Origin of the sequence: Alteraquisediminimonas sediminicola (assembly GCF_019740335.1) — a bacterium.
Classification (GTDB): Bacteria; Pseudomonadota; Alphaproteobacteria; order Sphingomonadales; family Sphingomonadaceae; genus Alteraquisediminimonas; species Alteraquisediminimonas sediminicola.
The window spans coordinates 713,418-731,819 of the sequence record NZ_JAHXZS010000001.1 but is presented as its reverse complement, the minus strand read 5'-3'; the positions used below and the strand labels follow the sequence as shown (position 1 = coordinate 731,819).

Genomic DNA, 18,402 nt, shown 5'->3' with positions numbered 1-18,402 from the left:
CCCGCTTTATATCAATCAAATGTTGCGATCACCTTATTGATGCGAACAATGGACAATAGTCGCTTGGCGGATGCGATTGGCTCGGTTAAGACATCGCCCATGCGCAAGAACATGTATCGCCCCGCCGCCCTTATTCTCGCAGCCCTTGCTGTGTTGCCGCTTGCCGGTTGCGCGACGAAGAGCAAGAGCAAGGCAGATGCCAGCTATGTCGCGCGGGATGTGGATACGCTCTACAATCTCGCCAAGGACCGGCTCGACCGTCGTCAGTATAAGCTCGCTGCCGCGCTGTTCGATGAGGTGGAGCGCCAGCATCCCTATTCGCCTTGGGCCCGTCGCGCCCAGTTGATGAGCGCGTTCAGTTACTATCTGGCCCGCGATTATGCCGAATCCATCGGTTCGGCCCAGCGCTTCCTCGCGATCCATCCGGGCAATCGCGATGCGCCTTATGCCTATTATCTGATCGCGATCAGCTATTATGAGCGGATCGAAGACGTTACCCGCGACCAGAAGATCACCCAGCAGGCGCTGGATTCGCTGGAAGAGCTGGTGCGCCGCTATCCCGACACGCGCTATGCCGCCGATGCGCGGGTCAAGCTTGACCTTGTGCGCGATCATCTCGCGGGCAAGGAAATGGAAATCGGTCGTTTCTACCAGCGTCGTGGCGAATGGTTGGCGTCGGTGATCCGTTTCCGCAAGGTTGTCGATGATTATGGCACGACCACCCATTCGCCCGAAGCCTTGCTGCGCCTGACCGAGAGCTATCTCGCCTTGGGCGTGCGGGATGAGGCCAAGCGCGCTGCGGCGACGCTCGGCCACAATTATCCGGGGTCGAAATGGTATGCGCGCGCCTTTGAGTTGATGAACAAGCATCCTGCCTGATATTAAGGCATGCTGACACATCTCGCCATTCGTGATGTCGTCCTGATCGAGGCGCTGGACCTGGAGTTTGGCGCAGGGTTGGGTGCGCTGACGGGTGAAACCGGGGCGGGTAAATCGATCTTGCTGGATTCGCTGGGCCTTGCACTGGGTGCACGGGCCGATAGCGGGCTTGTCCGCCACAATGTGCCGCAAGCGAGCGTCACCGCCAGCTTCGACGTGCCGCCCGATCATGCGGTCCATGCGATCTTGGCCGAAGAGGGCTTTGCCGGGGAGCCGGGCGAACCGTTGATTCTCAAGCGCATCGTCAAGGCCGATGGCGGCAGCCGCGCCACGATTAACGGCATGCCGGCGGCGGTCGGGCTGATTCGTGATATAGGCGCGATGCTGGTCGAAATTCATGGCCAGCATGATGAACGCGGCCTGCTCAACCCGCGGGGGCATCGGGCATTGCTCGATAATTTCGCGCGGCTGGATGCCGCAATGGTGGCACGGCTGTGGCAGGAATATCGCGAGGTCGAGGCCGAATTGGCCGGGGCGCGCGACCTGCTGGAAACGGCGCTGCGCGACCGCGAATATCTTGAACATGCGGTCGGTGAATTGCGGAAATTCGCGCCTGAACCGGGTGAAGAGGAAATTCTCGCCGAACGCCGCGCCTTGATGATGAAATCGGCGCGGCTGGCCGAGGATCTGCACAAGATCCGCGATTTGGTCGAACCGGGCGAGGCGGGGCTGTCGAAATTGCGGCAGGCGGCGCGCTTGCTCGAACGGATCGCGCCGGAACATGCGGTGCTGGCCGAGGCGCTGGCGGCACTGGATCGGGCGCTGATCGAAGGGTCGCTGGCCGAGGAAAAGCTGGAAGAGGCGGCGCGGGCGATGGTCTATTCGCCTGCTGATCTCGATGATGACGAGACGCGCCTGTTCGATCTGCGCGCGCTCGCCCGTAAATATAGGGTGCAGCCGGATCAATTGGCCGAACATGCCGATGCGCTGGCCGCGCAATTGGAGGCGATTGAAACCGGGGAAAACCGGTTGGTCGGGCTTGAGCGCCGGGTCGAGACCTGTCGCAAATCCTATGTGCAGGCGGCGACCGCGCTGTCGGCGGCGCGACGCGCGGCGGGTGCACAATTGGACCGGGCGATGGCAGGCGAATTGCCGCCGCTCAAATTGGATGCCGCGCGCTTTCGCACCGTGGTCGAGCCATTGGCGGAAGGCCAATGGGGCGCGGGCGGCATGGACCGGGTGGAATTCGAGATCGCGACCAATCCCGGCGCGCCCTTTGCGCCGCTGATCAAGATCGCATCTGGCGGCGAATTATCGCGCTTCATCCTCGCGCTGAAGGTCGCTTTGGCCGAACAGGGCGGGGCGGTATCGATGATCTTCGACGAAATCGACCGGGGCGTCGGCGGCGCGGTGGCGAGCGCGATTGGCGAACGCCTGCATCGCCTGTCACGCGTGGCGCAATTGCTGGTCGTCACCCATAGCCCGCAGGTCGCGGCACGGGCCGACCATCAATTTCTGATCGCCAAGACCAGCGACGGCACGGTCGCGCGCACCGGGGTGCGGCAATTGTCGCAAGTTGAACGGCGCGAAGAAATCGCCCGTATGCTCTCTGGCGCCGAAGTGACCGATGAAGCCCGGTCGCAGGCGACCCGACTGCTCGAAAGACTGTAATGACCGAGATCGCGCATATGACCGAGGCCGATGCCGCCAATCGGTTGATGCGGCTTGCCCGCGAGATTGCCAAGCATAACCGGCTTTATCACAATGACGATGCGCCGGAAATTTCGGACGCCGCATTCGATACGCTGATGCAGGAAAATGCGGCGATTGAGGCGGCGTTTCCGCAATTGATCCGCGTGGATAGCCCATCGCGTTTGGTCGGCCATGCGGTGTCGTCGCCGCTGGCGAAGTTGCCGCATGCCAAGCCGATGCTGTCCTTGGGCAATGCCTTTGCCGATGAGGATGTGGCCGATTTCATCGCGTCGATCCGGCGATTTTTGCGCCTGTCGGATGATGAGGGGGTGGCGCTGACCGCCGAGCCGAAGATCGATGGCCTGTCGTGTTCGCTGCGCTATGAACATGGCGCGTTGGTACTGGCGGCAACGCGCGGCGATGGCGCGGTGGGCGAGGATGTCACCGCCAATGTTCGCCATATTGCCGATATTCCGCAGCATTTGCCGGATACTGCCCCGCCCGTGTTCGAAATCCGGGGCGAGGTCTATATGGCCAAGGCGGATTTCCTTGCGCTCAATGCCCAGCAGGCGGCACGTGGCGGCAAGATTTTCGCCAATCCGCGCAATGCCGCCGCTGGGTCGCTGCGCCAAAAGGATGCTAAGGTCACCGCCGCCCGTCCGTTGCGGTTTCTCGCCCATGGCTGGGGCGAGGTGTCGTCTTTGCCTGCCGATACCCAATATGGGGTGATGCAGGCGATAGCGACTTGGGGTGTGCCGGTCGATCAACGGCTGGTCCGTCTGGTGGGCGGGGATGCGGTGTTGGCCCATTATCGCGCGATTGAGGCCGAACGCGCCGATCTGCCGTTCGACATTGATGGCGTGGTCTACAAGGTCGATCGGCTCGATTGGCAGGAGCGCTTGGGCTTTGTCGCGCGTGCGCCGCGTTGGGCGATTGCCCATAAATTCCCGGCAGAACAGGCGCAGACCAATTTGCTGTCGATTGATGTGCAGGTGGGCCGCACCGGCAAATTGACGCCAGTCGCCCGGTTGGAGCCGGTGACGGTCGGCGGCGTGGTTGTCAGTAATGCGACCCTGCATAACCCGGATGAAATCGCGCGGCTGGGCGTGCGGCCCGGTGATCGCGTCGTGCTGCAACGCGCGGGCGATGTGATTCCGCAGATCGTGACCAACCTCACGCGCGATGTGCCGCGCGCGCCTTGGGCCTTTCCCGATCATTGCCCGGAATGCGGATCGGAAGCGGTGGCGGAAGAGGGCGAGGTCGATGTACGCTGCACGGGCGGGCTGATCTGCCCGGCCCAGCGGATCGAGCGGTTGAAGCATTTCGTCAGCCGGGGCGCGCTCGATATCGAGGGCTTGGGCGAAAAGAGCATATCCGAATTTTTCGAGGCCGGATTGATCCGCAGTCCGGCGGATATTTTCCGCCTGCATCGCCACCGCGCGGCCATTTTGGGCCGGGAGGGCTGGCAGGAAAAATCGGTCGATAATCTGATCGCGGCGATTGAGGCCAAGCGCAACCCTGCGCCCGAACGCTTTCTCTTCGGCCTTGGCATCCGCCATGTCGGGCAGGTGACGGCCAAGGATCTGGTCAAGGCCTTTGGCACGGTCGAACGCGTGGCCGAAGTCGCGACCCGCGAAGACGGTGCGCTGGAACTGACCGGCATCGATGGCATCGGCCCGGTGGTGGCGGAAGCCCTGCGCGAATTTTTCCATGAACCGCATAATCGTGCGGCGTGGGATGATTTATTGTCGGAAGTATCGCCGCCCGCCTTTGTCTCCAACGTTCGCGCATCGCCGGTATCGGGCAAGATCGTGGTGTTTACCGGCAGTCTTGAAACCATGAGCCGGGATGAGGCCAAGGCGCAGGCCGAAAGCCTCGGTGCCAAGGTGTCTGGTTCGGTATCCGCCAAGACCGACCTTGTGGTCGCAGGGCCGGGGGCGGGGTCGAAGTTGAAAAAAGCGAGCGAACTTGGCGTGACGGTGATGGATGAGGCGGGCTGGCACGCGTTGGTGGGTGAGACGACTCAATAAAATCGCATCGCCATGAATTGCATCGCGATCAGCGCCAATAATCCAAGCCAGATCAGCACGATCACAATCGCTGCCTTATTGCTGACCGGTCGGTGGCTGGCGGCTTCGGCGGTGGCGAGATGGACGGCCCAGCGGTCATCGGGGATCAGCCGGGTGAACAGCCAAATGCCAAGCGGCAACAACAACAGATCATCCAGCATGCCCAAAACCGGAATGAAATCGGGGATAAGGTCAATCGGCGACAGCGCATAACCCGCGACTAGCCAGCCAATGAGGCGGGTCGGCAATGGCACTTGCGGATCGCGGGCCGATAGCCAGACGGCATGGGCCTCGATCCGCAAGCGATGGGTGAATTGCTGCACCCGTGCCATAATTTTCGCCCTCATCGCCCGATGGCTTGGCTGATATTGGCAAAGCCATCGCGGGTGAGCAACGTCTTCAATTCGGCGCAGATGCGGCTGGCGAGGCCCGGCCCATGATAGACCAATGCGCTGTAGAGCTGGACCAATGACGCGCCCGCCCGGATGCGGGCATAGGCCTGTGCGCCCGTGCTGATCCCGCCTGCTGCGATCAACGCCAGTTCCCCGCCCGATGCGGCGCGGAAGTCCTTCAACCGTTGCAGCGCCAGATCATGCAGCGGCGCGCCCGACAGGCCGCCTGCTTCGGCGGCCAAGGCAGAATGCAAGGGTGGGCGGGTGATCGTGGTGTTGGAGACGATCAGCGCATCGAGCTTTTGGGCGAGGCCGACCGCGACAATATCGTCAATATCCGCCGGTTCGAGATCGGGCGCGACCTTGAGGAAAACCGGCGGACCTTTATCGCCCGCGACCTCTGCCCTCGCGGCCATCACGCCCGCGAGCAATTCCTCCAACGCGCCGCGATCCTGCAAGGCGCGCAGGCCGGGCGTATTGGGGGAGGAGATGTTGATGGTGAGATAGCTCGCCACGCCCGCCATGTTGCGCACGCCGGTCGCATAATCTTTGATGCGGTCGGTCGCGTCCTTGTTCGCGCCGATGTTGACGCCGATGATGCCAGACTTCCCCTTTATCCGCTGCAACCGCTGGAGCGCCTCCATCTGCCCGCCGTTGTTGAAGCCCATGCGGTTGATGACGGCCTCGTCTTCTTTCAGGCGAAAAAGGCGCGGGCGCGGATTGCCCGTCTGTGGCAAGGGGGTGAGCGTCCCGACCTCGACAAAGCCGAAGCCCATGCCGAGCATCTGGCGCGGCACCTGTGCATCCTTGTCGAACCCGGCGGCAAGGCCGATTGGATTGGAGAAATTAAGGCCCGCCACTGACACCGACAGCATTGGGTCAAGGGCAGGCGGCGCACCTGCGGGTAGGCAGGACAAGAGCCGGATCGTCGATTTATGCGCGGTTTCGGCATCAAGGGCAAAGATCGCGGGGCGGAGCAAAGGAAATAGGCTGGTCATGGCCCCATCTATGCCAGCGGGGCGGGGATGCGTCAAAAGCCGAGTTTGGGATATCCGGCATCGGTACAGCAGAGGCTGCATCAGGGGTGCCATTTTAGTTTCGGCCATTGCGGTCGTTACTGACTCGGTAAGCATGGCAGGCGCGGTGTTTCGTTATTGTCAGATTGGCAAAAGAGCGCGCGAGGGCAACGTGGATGAGACGAAAAACATCCAAAATGGGGGGTGGTTAACCAGTGGATCGGGCTAAATTGTCAAGGATCATGGTTAATGAGCGGTCAGTGATCGCCGTGTATTTCTCCTGAATACCCTATTTTTACAATGAGAAGGTCAGAAAAACATCATCACCAAACAAGATGGATGCAGCGTTAACTATTTTTAAAACCATTATGGTCAGAACGGTTATCAGGAACATCCAAGGAGGGACAGACCATGGGTAGTATTGCAAATTACACGGATTTTCGGATCGATAGTCAGTTGGCGGATGCGGCGGCTGGTAATTATGAAGCCTGTTATGAACTGGGCGTGGTCTATTCGACCGGGCTGCATGGCGTGGATATGGACCTTATTCAGGCGCATAAATGGTTCAACCTTGCCGCAGTGCGAGGCGATGAACGGGCACAGGCCTGCCGCGCGGAAGTATCGGAAGAAATGACCGCGCGCGAAATCGTCGAGGCGCAGCGTCAGGCGCGGGCATGGTTGCAGATGGTCAGTCGTCAGGCCGCCTGAACGGTAGCATTTCCGCCAGTTCGGTTGCGTGCAGTTGTAGCGTGCGGCGTTCGCGTGCCACAAAATCGGCCACCGCCTCGCGAAAGCGGGTGTCGGGCAGATAATGGGCCGAGCGCGTGATGATGGGCGCATAGCCCCGGGCGATTTTGTGTTCGCCCTGCGCCCCGGCCTCGACCCGCGCCAGATGGTGCTCGATCGCGAAATCCATCGCCTGATAATAGCAGAGTTCGAAATGCAGGAACGGGCGGTCATCGGTCGTACCCCAATAACGCCCGAATAAAGCCTCCGCCCCGATCAGATTGAGCGCGCCCGCGATGGGCCGGTCGCCATCATAGGCAAAGACCAGCAAAATGCGGTCGGCCATGGCCTTGTTCAACAGCGAAAAGAACGACCGGGTCAAATAGGGCGTGCCCCATTTGCGCGCGCCGGTATCTTGATAAAATGCCCAAAAGGCGTCCCAATGCGCCTCAGTAATGTCGCTGCCGGTCAGATGGCGGATGTCGAGGCCTTGGCGCGCGGTGTCGCGTTCCTTGCGGATCGTCTTGCGCTTGCGCGACGGCATCTCGCCAAGGAAATCGTCGAAGCTTTGATAGCCCCGGTTTTCCCAATGATATTGCAGTCCATCGCGGATCAGCCAGCCCGCTTGTTCAAACAAGGCGACTTCATCCTCGGTGATGAAATTGGCATGGGCGGAGGACAGGTTGTTCTGTTCCGTCATCGCCGCCATCCCGGCGATCAAATGGCTGGCCACTACCGGGTCGTTGGATAGCAAGCGGCGGCCCGTGACCGGGGTAAACGGCACGGCGGACAGGAGCTTCGGATAATAACGGCCACCGGCCCGTTGCCACGCATCGGCCCAGCCATGATCGAAGATATATTCGCCCTGACTATGGCTTTTGCCCCAAAGCGGGGTGGCGCCGATCAGCTCGCCCGCATCATTGGTCGCGAGCAACGGCATCGGCTGCCAGCCGGTGTCTGCAATGGCGCTGCCCGATTGTTCGAGGCAGCGCATGAAGGCGTGGGTCAGGAACGGGTCGTCATTGCCCGCGCATCGGTCCCATTGGCCCGCATCAATCTGCGCAAAGCCGCTGGCGGTGGAGAGCTTTGGCGTGTTCGGCACAAAAATTATTCCAATAGCCCTTTGGGCGCATCGGGGCCGGGCCGCTCGAAAATCATCTCATCGGCATGGTCGATGGCGATATGTTCGTCCGCCGGGGTTTTCACCGTCCATGTCAAAATCGGCATCCCCTTGGCTCGCATCCTCTTGCTGGTGCCGGACGGCAGGTCGCGAATGTTAAGGGCGAGGAAATCGGGCTGTGCATGGCGGATGGCAAAGCGGCGGAAGACCCGGCCTTGCAGTCGCTGCCACCAGTTTTTTTCCTTTTGTTCGGTAATGACAAGGCCACGAATAATATCGGGCGCATGCAGGCGGAACCAATGGCCGACATCGGGATGGAAGGACATGACCGCAAACGGGCCGGTATAGCCTTCCAACGCGCGGCGCACCGGTTGGCAACGATGGGCGACCGGCGTGGAAGAGTCTCGTGGTGCCTTGACCTCGATCAGCAGCGGCACCCGGCCTTGCACCACATTGAGAATATCGCGCAGCGCGGGGATGTTTTCATCTCCATCGCGCAACGGGAGAGCGACAAGCTGTGCCGCTGTCAGCGCCTCTGCCGGGCCGGTGGCGTGGGTCAGCCGATCCAGCAGGTCGTCATGAAAGACCATCGCCTCGCGATCCTGGGTCAGGATCGTATCAAGTTCGATCCCGAACCCCTGTTCGACTGCCGCCCGGGCGGCGGCGCGGCTGTTTTCCGGCACGCCCGGCCCGTGTAGCCCGCGATGGGCAAAGGGCTGGGCCGTCAGCCATTTGGCCCTTGTCGCTGGGGCAGCCGAGCCTGTCACGTCAGACCTGTTCCGCCTCATCGGCGGTCGGGCGCAGCGCGATGATCGCGTCAATTTCGACGACCGCGCCCAAGGGCAGGGTCGGCACGCCCACGGCGCTGCGGGCATGGCGGCCAGCCTCGCCAAAGACCATTTCCATCAGTTCGGATGCGCCATTGGCGACCTTGGGCTGATCGGTGAAATTGCCGGTGCTGTTGATGAAGACGCCCAATTTCACGATCCGTTCGACCCGGTCAAACGAGCCGAGCGCAGCCTTGGCCTGTGCCAAAATCATCAATGCGCAGGCGCGGGCGGCGGATTGGCCAAAGGCGATGTCGCGGTCTTCGCCGAGACGGCCCAACATGACCTGACCATCCTTGAACGGCAATTGGCCGGAAATGTGGAGCAGGCCGCCCGCTTCGACAGTGGGGACATAAGCCGCGACCGGGGCCGCAGCAACGGGGAGTTGGAGGCCGAGTTCGGCCAGCTTTTCATCGTAGTTGATCATGACCTGTCGATAAGCATGGGCGCGCGCACAAGGTCAAGTCGTGATCGTATAGCTTTATGCCTTATCGGCCTGAACCCCGGCCCGCATCCGTTCCAAAATCCATTCCAGCGCTTCTGGCCAATGATCGACCCGGTGATGGGCGTGGCGCGATGCCGGGACGGTCGGTGCGATTTCCGGATCGACATGCATATGAAGCCGCCAGACCGAGGGCGCATCTTCCGCAACGGAATGATGGTGATGGCCATGATCGTCGACGAACACCGCGACGCTCGGTTGGTATTTCTCGATCAACTCCACCACGCGCGGCCCTTTCGGCCCTTGATTGCAATAGACCGGGAAATGGATGCCCAGTTTCGCCAATTGATCGACCCGGTCTTGTTGCCGGTGATATTCAAGATTGGTCAACACCACGACATCGGCAAATTCGGCGATATGGTGGATCGATTCCTTGGCATACGGCGCGGGCGTTTGCGTGTGCATCGCCTGATCGAAAAAGCCGCCGACGAGCGCCCACATTTCATCCCGGTCCACCACCGGATTGCCCTCACGACGCCGCATCGATTGGGCGTAATCCTGCCCGGTCAGCTTGAAATCGATGCCATGATGCTGGTCTAGCCATTCCCCAAAGGGGGTAAGCATGTGCAACAGCACATCGTCGCAATCGGTGATGAGAAGGGGTTTTGTCATGATGAGAGTGAGGTATGTGCCTGCACCATCCGCGTCAAGGGCAGGTCGAGCGCCTGTGCGCAGGCGATGAGGTCCGGTTCATAGCCCATCAGATAATCGAGCACAGCAAGATGAATCGCCGGTTCCATGATCCGCTGGCGCAATTGATCACCGGTCAGGCCGGTCAAGCCCAGTAATCGATCGGTGCGCGGCCCGTCCTGCAATACCCAGACCAAGGCCTGTAGGGCGATGGTGCCAGAATCATTGCCTGTGTCATTGGCGCTGCCGTCGGCGATTGAGTTGTCCTGTGTCATCCCCTACACAGGTGGCAGTTTGCGATCATGGGGTCAAATGGCGTGGCGAAGAAGGTATTGGTTGTCGAAGATAACGAGCTGAACTGCCGCCTGTTCTGCGACCTGTTGCGCGTCCATGGCTATGACAGCGAAGCCGTGCGCGATGGCCGGGAAGTGATCGACAAGGTGCAGGAGTTGCGCCCGGACCTCATTATCATGGACATCCAGATGCCACATGTGAGCGGGCTTGACCTGATTCAGGCGATCAAGGGTGAGGCGGAAACCAAAATGATCCCGATCATGGCGGTCACGGCCTATGCGGCGCGCGGTGATGAAGAGCGCATCCGGGCGGCAGGGGCCGAGGGTTATGTCTCCAAGCCGATTGCGCTGATGCCGTTCATCGCCGAGGTGCAACGCTTGATAAATTAGGCTTTTTGTCGGGAGTTGTGAGGCCCGTCTTTGATCATTGTCCCAACGGCGGCATCGCCGCCGCAAGGCGGAACGGCCGCCCGAGCTTATTGCGAGGAAGCCAAGGCGACGGATGTCGCCGCCCGGCGTTTGAGGGACTAATAAATCAAGCCACCTCAGAAATGCCCAATTCCGCGAGCTTGCGATAGAGCGTCGAGCGCCCGATGCCGAGGCGACGGGCGACTTCCGTCATGCGGCCACGATAATGGCCGATGGCAAGGCGGATGACATCGGCTTCGATCTCATCAAGCGTACGAATATGGCCTGCGCCATCGAAGAGCGCCACGGGTGCGGGCGCGGTGAGGGCGGTCAGATGGGCGCGTTGGGCTGGCATCATCGGTAATGACGCGACCGGCTGGCGCGTGATGCGGGCGCTTATCTGCGGGAAATCAAACATGGTCAGCACATTGTCGTCGCATCGTGCGGCGGCGCGGAACAACACATCATGCAACTGCCGGACATTGCCCGGCCAGTCATAACGCATCAGCAGCCGGAGCGCGGCATCGTCGATATTGAGTGTCCGCTGTCCCGCCATGCGCTTGAGGAAATGCTGCGCCAGATGAGGAATGTCATCCAGCCGGTCGCGTAAGGGCGGGATCAGGAGCTGGACCGCATTCAGGCGATAATAAAGGTCTTCGCGAAAACGTCCGGCCTCGACCTCTGTCGCGAGGTTGCGGTTGGTCGTGGCGATGATGCGGACATCGACGATCTTGCTGCGTTGCGCGCCCAAGGGCTGGACCTCGCCCGTTTGCAGCAGATGGAGCAATCGGACCTGCGCGGGCAGGGGCAATGCCCCCACGTCATCCAGCAGGATCGTGCTGCCATCCGCCTCGGCAAAGCGGCCAATATGGCGGTCGAATGCGCCGGTGAACGCGCCGCGTTCATGGCCGAACAATTCGGATGCGATCCGATTTTCCGGGATCGCGGCGCAGTTGACGATGGCCATGTCCCGTTTGGCGCGCGACGATGCGCCGTGAATGGCATGCGCAAAAGCATGGGTGCCGACGCCGCGTTCGCCCTCGATCAGGACGGGAATGCGCGCGCGGGCTGCCTTGGCAGCAATCGCAAGTGCGGTGCGAAAACCGGGGGTTGCGCCGACGATTTCCTCAAATCCCAATGCCGGGGAATGTTTCTCGCTGAACGGGCGGAGTTCGCCTTGCAGGACATCCGCCACGGTCGCGAGTTGGAGAGCGTGGAGCAATTGCGGTTGTGATATCGGCTTGCGCAGATAATCAGTCGCGCCTGCGCGGATCGCGGCATCGGCGGCGTTATGATCGGCCAGCATCATAATGATCGGGAGGTCAGGATAGGTGGCCCGCAATCGGGCGATGTCCTGTTGATCGTCGATCAGCGCGGCCCGCATTTTCGGCCCTTTGGGTGCATTCAGCGCCCATAGGGCCGCATCGCCATTTGCTGCTTCACAAAGCTGCCAGCCCATTTGCGCGACCATGTTCGATACCAGCCGCCCTAGCGCCGGATCGTGATTGATCAGCAATAGCCCCTGCGCGTCGCGCTGCCTCATTTGTCCCCCAAGCATTCGATAATGCGGTCTCGTTATAGCCGGATAATGGTAAATGAGACCCTAACGTCCTTGCGATAAACAGCGGCGATAAAGTGGCTGGCGGATGTGGATTTTACGCCTATATTGGCGGCATGACGACAAAATATGCGATCCTTGCTGGCGGTTGTTTTTGGTGCACCGAGGCGGTTTTCCGCCAGTTGCAGGGTGTATCGGGCGTCGAAAGCGGTTATATCGGCGGACATATGCCCAATCCTGACTATCGTTCGGTGTGTGGGGGCGCGACTGGCCATGCCGAGGCGATCCGTATTGCCTATGACCCGGATCAGATCGGTTATGATGCGTTGCTCGATATTTATTTCGCGACCCATGATCCGACCCAGTTGAACCGACAGGGCAATGATGTCGGCACGCAATATCGCTCGGCGATCTTCCCGCTGGACGATGACCAATTGGCGGCGGCACAGGCGGGGATCGAACGGGCGCAGGCGGATTGGCCGCAGCCGATTGTCACGACGATCGAGGACGGTCAGGCGGTTTGGTACCCGGCTGAGGATTATCATCAGGATTATTGGATCGGCGAAGGCCAGCGCAATCCCTATTGCCTCGCGATCATTCCGCCCAAGCTCGCCAAGTTGAAAAAGGGCTGGGAACAGCGGCTGAAATAATCAGGCTTCGGTAATGGCGTGGTCTTTCACCAGATAGAAGCGCATCGCATCATCCCCGGCAAAGAGCGATAGGTCGGTGCCGGTCATCCAATATTGCGAGCCGCTGGCCGCCAGCCGTGCGAACAAGGCGGCGCGGCGCAACGGGTCGAGATGGGCCGCGACTTCATCCAGCAGCAGGATCGGCGGTTCGCCACGCTGTTCGCGCACCAATTCGGCATGGGCGAGAATGAGCGCGAGCAACAACGCCTTTTGCTCGCCGGTCGAACAACGGTCGGCCGGTTGCTGCTTTGCATAATGGGTGACGTTGAGGTCGCAACGATGCGGACCGGAGAGCGTGCGCCCGGCGGCGGCATCGCGCGCGCGGCCACGCGCCAATTCTTGGGTAAAGGCGGCTTGATCCAGCCCGATCCAGCCTTCCAGCGCCAGCACAGGCCGGGCAAAGGGACCATGATCGACCACCGCCAGTTTCTGCCCCAAGAGATCGAGCGTCTCACGCCGGGCGCTGTCCAGCATCGTCCCATGTTCGGCCATCTGGCTTTCAAGCGCCATCAGCCATGCAGGGTCGGCGGGGCGTTCATCTGCCAAAATGCGGTTGCGCTGGCGCATCGCGGCCTCATAACGCGCTGCATGATGGGCATGGGCGGGGATCAATGCCTGCACCAACCGATCGAGAAAACGGCGGCGGCCACTCGCCGGTTCGGTGAACAGCCGATCCATCGCCGGGGTCAGCCAGATCAATGTCAGCCATTCGGACAGGGCGCTTTGCGTTGCCTGTGCGCCATTGATCCGCACCATACGGCGTTCCGGTGCATCGGCGGTCGTGCCGCAGCCAAGATCCACCGGCCCTTGCGGCCCGTTGATCCGCGCCGCTACACCAAAGCCGCCTGGACCGCCGCTTTGCGCCATATCGCCAAGCGCCGCGCCGCGCAGGCCGCGACCCGGCACCAACAGCGAAATCGCCTCCAGCACGTTCGTCTTGCCCGCGCCATTTTCGCCGACCAGCACATTTGCGCCCCGCGCCGGGTGGATCACCGCGTCGCGATAGGAACGGAAATGGGTCAGGCTAAGGCGTTCAATCTGCACAGGGCCGAGCCGTAGCGTCAATCAGTCCTTTTGGCCAGCGGTGCGGGCCTTGCGGGCTTCTGCCACCGCCTGACGCAGCGTATCATAGCCGACCGCGCCGGAAATGACCCGGTCGCCCACCACGAATGTCGGGGTGCCGGAGAAGCCGAGCTTGCGCGCAATCGCGACATTTTTTTCCAGTTCCTGGGCAATGGCCGGATCGGTCAGTTTCGGCACGATGCCGATTTGATCGACGGTCTTGTTCAGGCTCGCGCTCGATAACGGGCCTGCGGCGAACAGGGCATCATGGAACGCATAATATTTGCCCGATTGTGCGGCAGACAGGCTGGCCTTGGCCGCCAGTTCGCTTTCCGCGCTCAGGATCGGGAGTTCGCGGAACACGATTTTCAGCTACGGGTCGCTTTTGAGCAGGCGATCCACATCCTTCACGCTCGCGCGGCAATAGCCACAGGCATAATCGAAAAATTCGACCAGCACGACATCGCCCTTTTCATTCCCGGCCCATGCGCCGGCAAATGGCGTTTCGAGCATCGAGCGATAGGTGGCGATTTGTTTGGCCTGTTCGCGTTGCTGCAACCGCTCCATCGCGGCGGGGATGACCTCCGGATGGGTCATCAGATAGTCGCGGACGATGTTTTCGATTTCGGCACGATCCATATGGCCCGCAATCTTGCCAGTCGCGGCAAGGCCGCCCACCGTGCCACCGCCGATGACCAGCCCGGCCAGACCTGCCAATATCATGCCCTTGTTCAACTTCATGTGATTCAACGCCTTTTGATCATCGCTTTTTATGCTTCTTGTCATCCATAGCGTCGCGCGACGTCATGGCAATATCTTGCGCCCTGATCCAATCGGGCGTGTCCTTGGGAATTCCTTTCATCGCGGCTTCGGCGCTGTGCATGGCGGGGCCGGGCTGTCCTTCCAGTGAATAGCGCTCCGCCGTGGCCAGTGCGGCGCGGGGGCGGTCGCCTTCATGTTCATAGACGATGCCGAGCTGATACCACGCAAAGGGGTTGTTATTGTCGCGCTGCACCGCGATCCGCAGCACTTTCTTGGCCTCGGCATAATTACTGTCATCCTCGGTCGCGATCAGGGCATGGCCAAGAATGGCGGCAATCAATGGCTCGCCATTGGAACGAGCGACGGCCTCTCTCAGGGCTGGAATCGCCTCTTTGGGCTTGCCGGATTCGAGCAGGATCTGCCCTTGCAGTTCAAGGAAATAGGGGTCTTTGGGCGCGATTTTCATCAACGCACCGGTTTCTGCTGCCGCCTTGTCGGGCCATGCAGCCTTATGCCACGCATAGGCGCGGGCATAATGGGCAGGGACCGATTGGTCGCTTTCCGGATAGAGGCGCTGGGTGACGACCGGGTCTTCGAGATAGCCGGTCAGCTTGGCCTTGATCCGCAGGAAACGGGCCTGCAACGCCGGGTCGCTCGGCTTGGTCCAATAAGGCGAGGCCTTATATCCATCCTCCAGTATCGCGATACGGTCGCGCGATAAAGGGTGGGTCTGGGCATAGGGATCAAGCGAGGCGTAGCTGGAGGAATAGCGATATTCTTCCTGCATCAGCTTGCGGAAAAATTCGATCGAGCCACGCCCGGAAAGATGGGATTTCAGCAGATAAGATGCGCCCGCCAAATCGGCGCTGGATTCCTGCGCCCGGCTGAATGCGAGATATTTGCCCATCGCGGCCTGTTGGCCCGCCATCAGGATCGCCATGCCCGCATCGCCGCCGCCGCCCGCCGCCATCGCCGCAGCGCCCAACAGCAAGGACAGGATCGAAATACTAGTCGCGGCATTCGCGCCTTCGCTGGAGCGGATGATATGGCCGCCCGCGATATGGCCGAGTTCATGCGCCACCACGCCTTGGAATTGCTCGACATTATCGGACGCGCGGATCAGCCCGCTATGGATGTAGATCGCCTGACCGCCCGCGACAAAGGCATTGATTGATTTGTCGTTGAGCAGGACAATGTCGACATTGCCGGGTTTCAGCCCTGCAGCTTCGACCAAGGGCGCGGATGCATCGCGGAAAAAAGCCTCGGTCTCGGCATCGCGCAGCACCGATTGCGCGACTGCCGGTTGTGCCAGCAGCATGGCCAGACCGGCAAAGGGAGTCATTAACCGCCGCAGCGGCAAGGGGAGGCATGTCATCAGGGCAGACTAGCCTGAGCAATGATGAACCGCAAATGAAGGCGGCGGCATCCGAGGCTTTAGTCTAATTCCCGCCATATTGCGTTGCAAAATAAGCAGGCAGCTTATAGATGAAATCCACCTGTCTCCTCCCCATTGAGAAGGTCACATCATCACATGCCCGCGCGGGCGCAAGGACGGCTATCGGGCCGCTCGGGCATGAATCAGCGTGGGTTGTCAGGGTTGTCAGGGATTTAAAATGACCAACTATGTCGAACGTTTCGGGTTGAAGGTCGCGGCTGAACTTGCTGCTTTCATTGAACAGGACGTGCTACCGCTGACCAATGTCGCGGGGGATGCTTTCTGGTCCGGCGCAAGCGGCGTGTTCGAACGATTCGCCCCTGAAAATCAGAGCCTTCTCGCCAAGCGCGATCAGTTGCAGGCCAAGATCGACGATTATTATCGCGACGGTGCAGGCAAGACCGCCGATAGTGCGGCGACGACCGAATTTTTGCGCGAGATCGGTTATCTTGTGCCGGAACCGGCCCCGTTCCAGATCACGACCGATCATGTCGATCCTGAAATCGCAACGATGGCCGGGCCGCAATTGGTGGTGCCGGTACTGAATGCGCGCTTCTTGCTGAATGCCGCCAATGCGCGTTGGGGTAGCCTGTATGATGCGCTTTATGGCACGGATGCGTTGCCGGGCGCGGCCCAGCCCGGTGGCTATGATGCCGCGCGGGGCGCGCAGGTGATTGCACGGGCGCGGGCGTTTCTCGATGAGGCATTCCCGCTCGCAGGCGGGATTAGCTGGACCGATTATCCGGGCGGCCTGCCGGTGCTGGCCGACCCGGCGCAGCTTGTCGGCCTGACCGGCAGCAAGGCTGCACCAACCTCGATCCTGCTGCGTCACAATGGCCTGCATGCCGAAATCGTGATCGACCGCAACCACCCGATTGGCAAGACCGATCCGGCTGGCGTGGCCGATGTCGTGCTGGAATCGGCGCTGACCACGATTGTCGATCTGGAAGATTCCGTTGCGGCCGTCGATGCCGAGGACAAGGTTGCGGCCTATCGCAACTGGCTCGGCCTGATGACCGGCAATCTGGAGGCGAGCTTTGCCAAGGGCGGCAAGACCCTGACCCGCAAGCTGGAGGCGGATCGTAGCTTTACTGCGCCCGATGGCGGTACATTGACGCTGAAGGGCCGCAGCCTGTTGCTGGTGCGCAATGTCGGCCATTTGATGACGAACCCTGCGGTGCAGCTGGCCAATGGCCAAGACGCGCCGGAAGGCATTCTCGATGCGCTGATCACCAGCCTGATCGCGACCATCGATTTGAACGGCAAGGGTGTCCACCGCAACAGCCGTGCAGGGTCAGTCTATATCGTCAAGCCGAAGATGCACGGGCCGGAAGAAGCGGGCTTCACCGACCGCTTGTTCGATGCGGTGGAAGATGTGCTGGGCCTTGCCCGCAACACGCTGAAGGTCGGGGTGATGGACGAGGAGCGCCGGACTTCGGCGAATCTCGCGGCGTGCATCCATGCGGTGCGCGAACGGTTGATCTTCATCAACACCGGCTTTTTGGACCGGACCGGCGATGAAATGCACACCGCGATGCAGGCGGGCGCGATGATCCCCAAGGCCGAAATGAAATCGAGCGACTGGATCACGGCCTATGAAGCCCGCAACGTCGCCATCGGTCTTGCGTGCGGTCTGTCCGGCAAGGCGCAGATCGGCAAGGGCATGTGGGCCGCGCCCGATCGCATGGGCGATATGATGGAGCAGAAGATCGGCCATCCGCTGACCGGTGCCAACACCGCATGGGTGCCATCGCCGACGGCGGCCACGCTCCATGCGCTGCATTATCACAAGGTCGATGTCTTTGCCCGTCAACGGGAAGTGGCTGGCCAGCCGGTTCCGGCGCTTGAAAAGCTGCTGACGATCCCGCTGGCGCGTGGCCGCAACTGGACGGCGGAAGAAGTGACCCGCGAACTCGATAACAATGCGCAGGGCATTTTGGGCTATGTCGTGCGCTGGATCGATCAGGGCGTGGGCTGCTCCAAAGTGCCGGACATTCACGACATCGGCTTGATGGAAGACCGTGCGACCTTGCGGATTTCGTCGCAGCATATGGCGAACTGGCTGTTGCATGGGGTCTGCACCCCGGCGGATGTCGATGCGGCGTTCAAGCGCATGGCGTTGAAGGTCGATGGCCAGAATGCGGACGATGCATTGTATGAACCGATGACTGGCCATGAGGAAACGAGCTTCGCCTATCGTGCGGCGCGGGCCTTGGTGTTTGAGGGCGTATCCCAGCCGAGCGGCTATACCGAGCCGCTGCTGCATGCATGGCGTCGGCGCAAAAAGGAAGCGGCTGCCAACGCTTGACCCTTTGACACGGCGCGAGATCGGTATAGGGGGT

The 18,402-nt window shown here is 61.0% G+C and carries 19 protein-coding genes; 7 read left to right on the top strand and 12 right to left on the bottom strand.

The features are described 5' to 3' along the window. Window positions 1-99: 99 nt before the first annotated feature. From K6117_RS03680 to ligA, 3 genes are read left to right on the top strand one after another with little or no spacing between them, the layout of a single operon-like run. Window positions 100-879 (top strand): outer membrane protein assembly factor BamD, encoded by a 780-nt coding sequence (locus K6117_RS03680; protein WP_221792361.1) that lies wholly within the window; start codon window positions 100-102, stop codon window positions 877-879. A 9-nt stretch (window positions 880-888) separates the two neighbouring features. Beyond that, a complete protein-coding gene (recN, locus tag K6117_RS03675) occupies window positions 889-2,550 on the top strand; it encodes a DNA repair protein RecN (RefSeq protein WP_221792360.1) in 1,662 nt (553 codons plus the stop codon). Continuing rightward, window positions 2,550-4,601, top strand: a complete 2,052-nt coding sequence (gene ligA / locus K6117_RS03670; RefSeq protein WP_221792359.1) for an NAD-dependent DNA ligase LigA — start codon at window positions 2,550-2,552, stop codon at window positions 4,599-4,601. Before recN ends, ligA begins: the two co-directional genes overlap by 1 nt. On the opposite strand, the gene K6117_RS03665 is transcribed toward ligA, so the two are convergent. Then, window positions 4,595-4,987: a YkvA family protein gene (locus tag K6117_RS03665; protein ID WP_221792358.1), complete on the bottom strand. Its 393-nt coding sequence runs from the start codon at window positions 4,985-4,987 to the stop codon at window positions 4,595-4,597. The genes ligA and K6117_RS03665 overlap by 7 nt on opposite strands. Next, on the bottom strand, window positions 4,984-6,030 hold the full coding sequence (locus K6117_RS03660) for a quinone-dependent dihydroorotate dehydrogenase (RefSeq protein WP_221792357.1): 1,047 nt from the start codon (window positions 6,028-6,030) through the stop codon (window positions 4,984-4,986). Before K6117_RS03660 ends, K6117_RS03665 begins: the two co-directional genes overlap by 4 nt. A 429-nt stretch (window positions 6,031-6,459) precedes the next feature. On the opposite strand from K6117_RS03660, the gene K6117_RS03655 reads away from it, so the two are divergent. After that, window positions 6,460-6,756: an SEL1-like repeat protein gene (locus K6117_RS03655; RefSeq protein ID WP_221792356.1), complete on the top strand. Its 297-nt coding sequence runs from the start codon at window positions 6,460-6,462 to the stop codon at window positions 6,754-6,756. Here the strand turns inward: K6117_RS03655 and K6117_RS03650 are convergent. The 5 genes from K6117_RS03650 to K6117_RS03630 are packed head-to-tail and all read right to left on the bottom strand — an operon-like array spanning window position 6,737 to window position 10,128. After that, window positions 6,737-7,876, bottom strand: coding sequence for a GNAT family N-acetyltransferase (locus K6117_RS03650; protein ID WP_221792355.1), 1,140 nt, complete (start codon window positions 7,874-7,876; stop codon window positions 6,737-6,739). The genes K6117_RS03655 and K6117_RS03650 overlap by 20 nt on opposite strands. A 5-nt stretch (window positions 7,877-7,881) precedes the next feature. After that, the gene (locus K6117_RS03645) at window positions 7,882-8,661 is read right to left on the bottom strand and encodes a glycerophosphodiester phosphodiesterase family protein (RefSeq protein WP_343211736.1); all 780 of its coding nucleotides are present in this window, start codon (window positions 8,659-8,661) and stop codon (window positions 7,882-7,884) included. Window position 8,662: 1 nt separating this feature from the next. Continuing rightward, entirely contained in the window at window positions 8,663-9,148 is a 486-nt protein-coding gene (locus K6117_RS03640; RefSeq protein WP_246604794.1) for a RidA family protein, read from the bottom strand. Window positions 9,149-9,202: 54 nt separating this feature from the next. Next, complete coding sequence (locus K6117_RS03635) at window positions 9,203-9,835, bottom strand: HAD family hydrolase (protein ID WP_221792353.1); 633 nt, start codon at window positions 9,833-9,835, stop codon at window positions 9,203-9,205. Further along, a complete protein-coding gene (locus K6117_RS03630) occupies window positions 9,832-10,128 on the bottom strand; it encodes a DUF3572 domain-containing protein (RefSeq protein WP_221792352.1) in 297 nt (98 codons plus the stop codon). The genes K6117_RS03635 and K6117_RS03630 overlap by 4 nt, the downstream gene beginning before the upstream one ends. Before the next feature lie 42 nt (window positions 10,129-10,170). Here K6117_RS03630 and K6117_RS03625 point away from each other — a divergent pair, with 42 nt between their 5' ends. Further along, a complete protein-coding gene (locus K6117_RS03625; RefSeq protein ID WP_221792351.1) occupies window positions 10,171-10,536 on the top strand; it encodes a response regulator in 366 nt (121 codons plus the stop codon). 145 nt (window positions 10,537-10,681) lie between these two features. Here K6117_RS03625 and K6117_RS03620 read toward each other — a convergent pair whose 3' ends face one another. After that, complete coding sequence (locus tag K6117_RS03620; protein ID WP_221792350.1) at window positions 10,682-12,097, bottom strand: sigma-54-dependent transcriptional regulator; 1,416 nt, start codon at window positions 12,095-12,097, stop codon at window positions 10,682-10,684. Between the two features lie 131 nt (window positions 12,098-12,228). Here K6117_RS03620 and msrA point away from each other — a divergent pair, with 131 nt between their 5' ends. After that, window positions 12,229-12,762 (top strand): peptide-methionine (S)-S-oxide reductase MsrA, encoded by a 534-nt coding sequence (gene msrA, locus K6117_RS03615; RefSeq protein ID WP_221792349.1) that lies wholly within the window; start codon window positions 12,229-12,231, stop codon window positions 12,760-12,762. Here msrA and recF read toward each other — a convergent pair whose 3' ends face one another. From recF to K6117_RS03595, 4 genes are read right to left on the bottom strand one after another with little or no spacing between them, the layout of a single operon-like run. Then, window positions 12,763-13,845 carry a DNA replication/repair protein RecF gene (gene recF, locus K6117_RS03610; protein ID WP_221792348.1) on the bottom strand — a complete coding sequence of 361 codons (1,083 nt, stop codon included), beginning with the start codon at window positions 13,843-13,845 and terminating at the stop codon, window positions 12,763-12,765. It lies immediately after the preceding gene. Between the two features lie 21 nt (window positions 13,846-13,866). After that, window positions 13,867-14,226 (bottom strand): DsbA family protein, encoded by a 360-nt coding sequence (locus K6117_RS03605; protein WP_221792347.1) that lies wholly within the window; start codon window positions 14,224-14,226, stop codon window positions 13,867-13,869. A 9-nt stretch (window positions 14,227-14,235) separates the two neighbouring features. Further along, entirely contained in the window at window positions 14,236-14,604 is a 369-nt protein-coding gene (locus K6117_RS03600; protein ID WP_221792346.1) for a DsbA family protein, read from the bottom strand. A gap of 19 nt (window positions 14,605-14,623) precedes the next feature. Continuing rightward, entirely contained in the window at window positions 14,624-15,967 is a 1,344-nt protein-coding gene (locus K6117_RS03595) for a M48 family metalloprotease (protein ID WP_246604793.1), read from the bottom strand. A 271-nt stretch (window positions 15,968-16,238) separates the two neighbouring features. On the opposite strand from K6117_RS03595, the gene K6117_RS03590 reads away from it, so the two are divergent. Further along, complete coding sequence (locus K6117_RS03590) at window positions 16,239-18,368, top strand: malate synthase G (protein WP_221792344.1); 2,130 nt, start codon at window positions 16,239-16,241, stop codon at window positions 18,366-18,368. The last annotated feature ends 34 nt before the right edge of the window (window positions 18,369-18,402 follow it).

Bases quoted from the DNA above. Each gene is read 5' to 3' on its own strand.
- K6117_RS03680 (WP_221792361.1), top strand. From the start codon at position 100: ATGCGCAAGAACATGTATCGCCCCGCCGCCCTTATTCTCGCAGCCCTT.
- recN (WP_221792360.1), top strand. From the start codon at position 889: ATGCTGACACATCTCGCCATTCGTGATGTCGTCCTGATCGAGGCGCTG.
- ligA (WP_221792359.1), top strand. From the start codon at position 2,550: ATGACCGAGATCGCGCATATGACCGAGGCCGATGCCGCCAATCGGTTG.
- K6117_RS03665 (WP_221792358.1), bottom strand. From the start codon at position 4,987: ATGAGGGCGAAAATTATGGCACGGGTGCAGCAATTCACCCATCGCTTG.
- K6117_RS03660 (WP_221792357.1), bottom strand. From the start codon at position 6,030: ATGACCAGCCTATTTCCTTTGCTCCGCCCCGCGATCTTTGCCCTTGAT.
- K6117_RS03655 (WP_221792356.1), top strand. From the start codon at position 6,460: ATGGGTAGTATTGCAAATTACACGGATTTTCGGATCGATAGTCAGTTG.
- K6117_RS03640 (WP_246604794.1), bottom strand. From the start codon at position 9,148: ATGATCAACTACGATGAAAAGCTGGCCGAACTCGGCCTCCAACTCCCC.
- K6117_RS03635 (WP_221792353.1), bottom strand. From the start codon at position 9,835: ATGACAAAACCCCTTCTCATCACCGATTGCGACGATGTGCTGTTGCAC.
- K6117_RS03630 (WP_221792352.1), bottom strand. From the start codon at position 10,128: ATGACACAGGACAACTCAATCGCCGACGGCAGCGCCAATGACACAGGC.
- K6117_RS03620 (WP_221792350.1), bottom strand. From the start codon at position 12,097: ATGAGGCAGCGCGACGCGCAGGGGCTATTGCTGATCAATCACGATCCG.
- msrA (WP_221792349.1), top strand. From the start codon at position 12,229: ATGACGACAAAATATGCGATCCTTGCTGGCGGTTGTTTTTGGTGCACC.
- K6117_RS03600 (WP_221792346.1), bottom strand. From the start codon at position 14,604: ATGAAGTTGAACAAGGGCATGATATTGGCAGGTCTGGCCGGGCTGGTC.
- K6117_RS03595 (WP_246604793.1), bottom strand. From the start codon at position 15,967: ATGACTCCCTTTGCCGGTCTGGCCATGCTGCTGGCACAACCGGCAGTC.
- K6117_RS03590 (WP_221792344.1), top strand. From the start codon at position 16,239: ATGACCAACTATGTCGAACGTTTCGGGTTGAAGGTCGCGGCTGAACTT.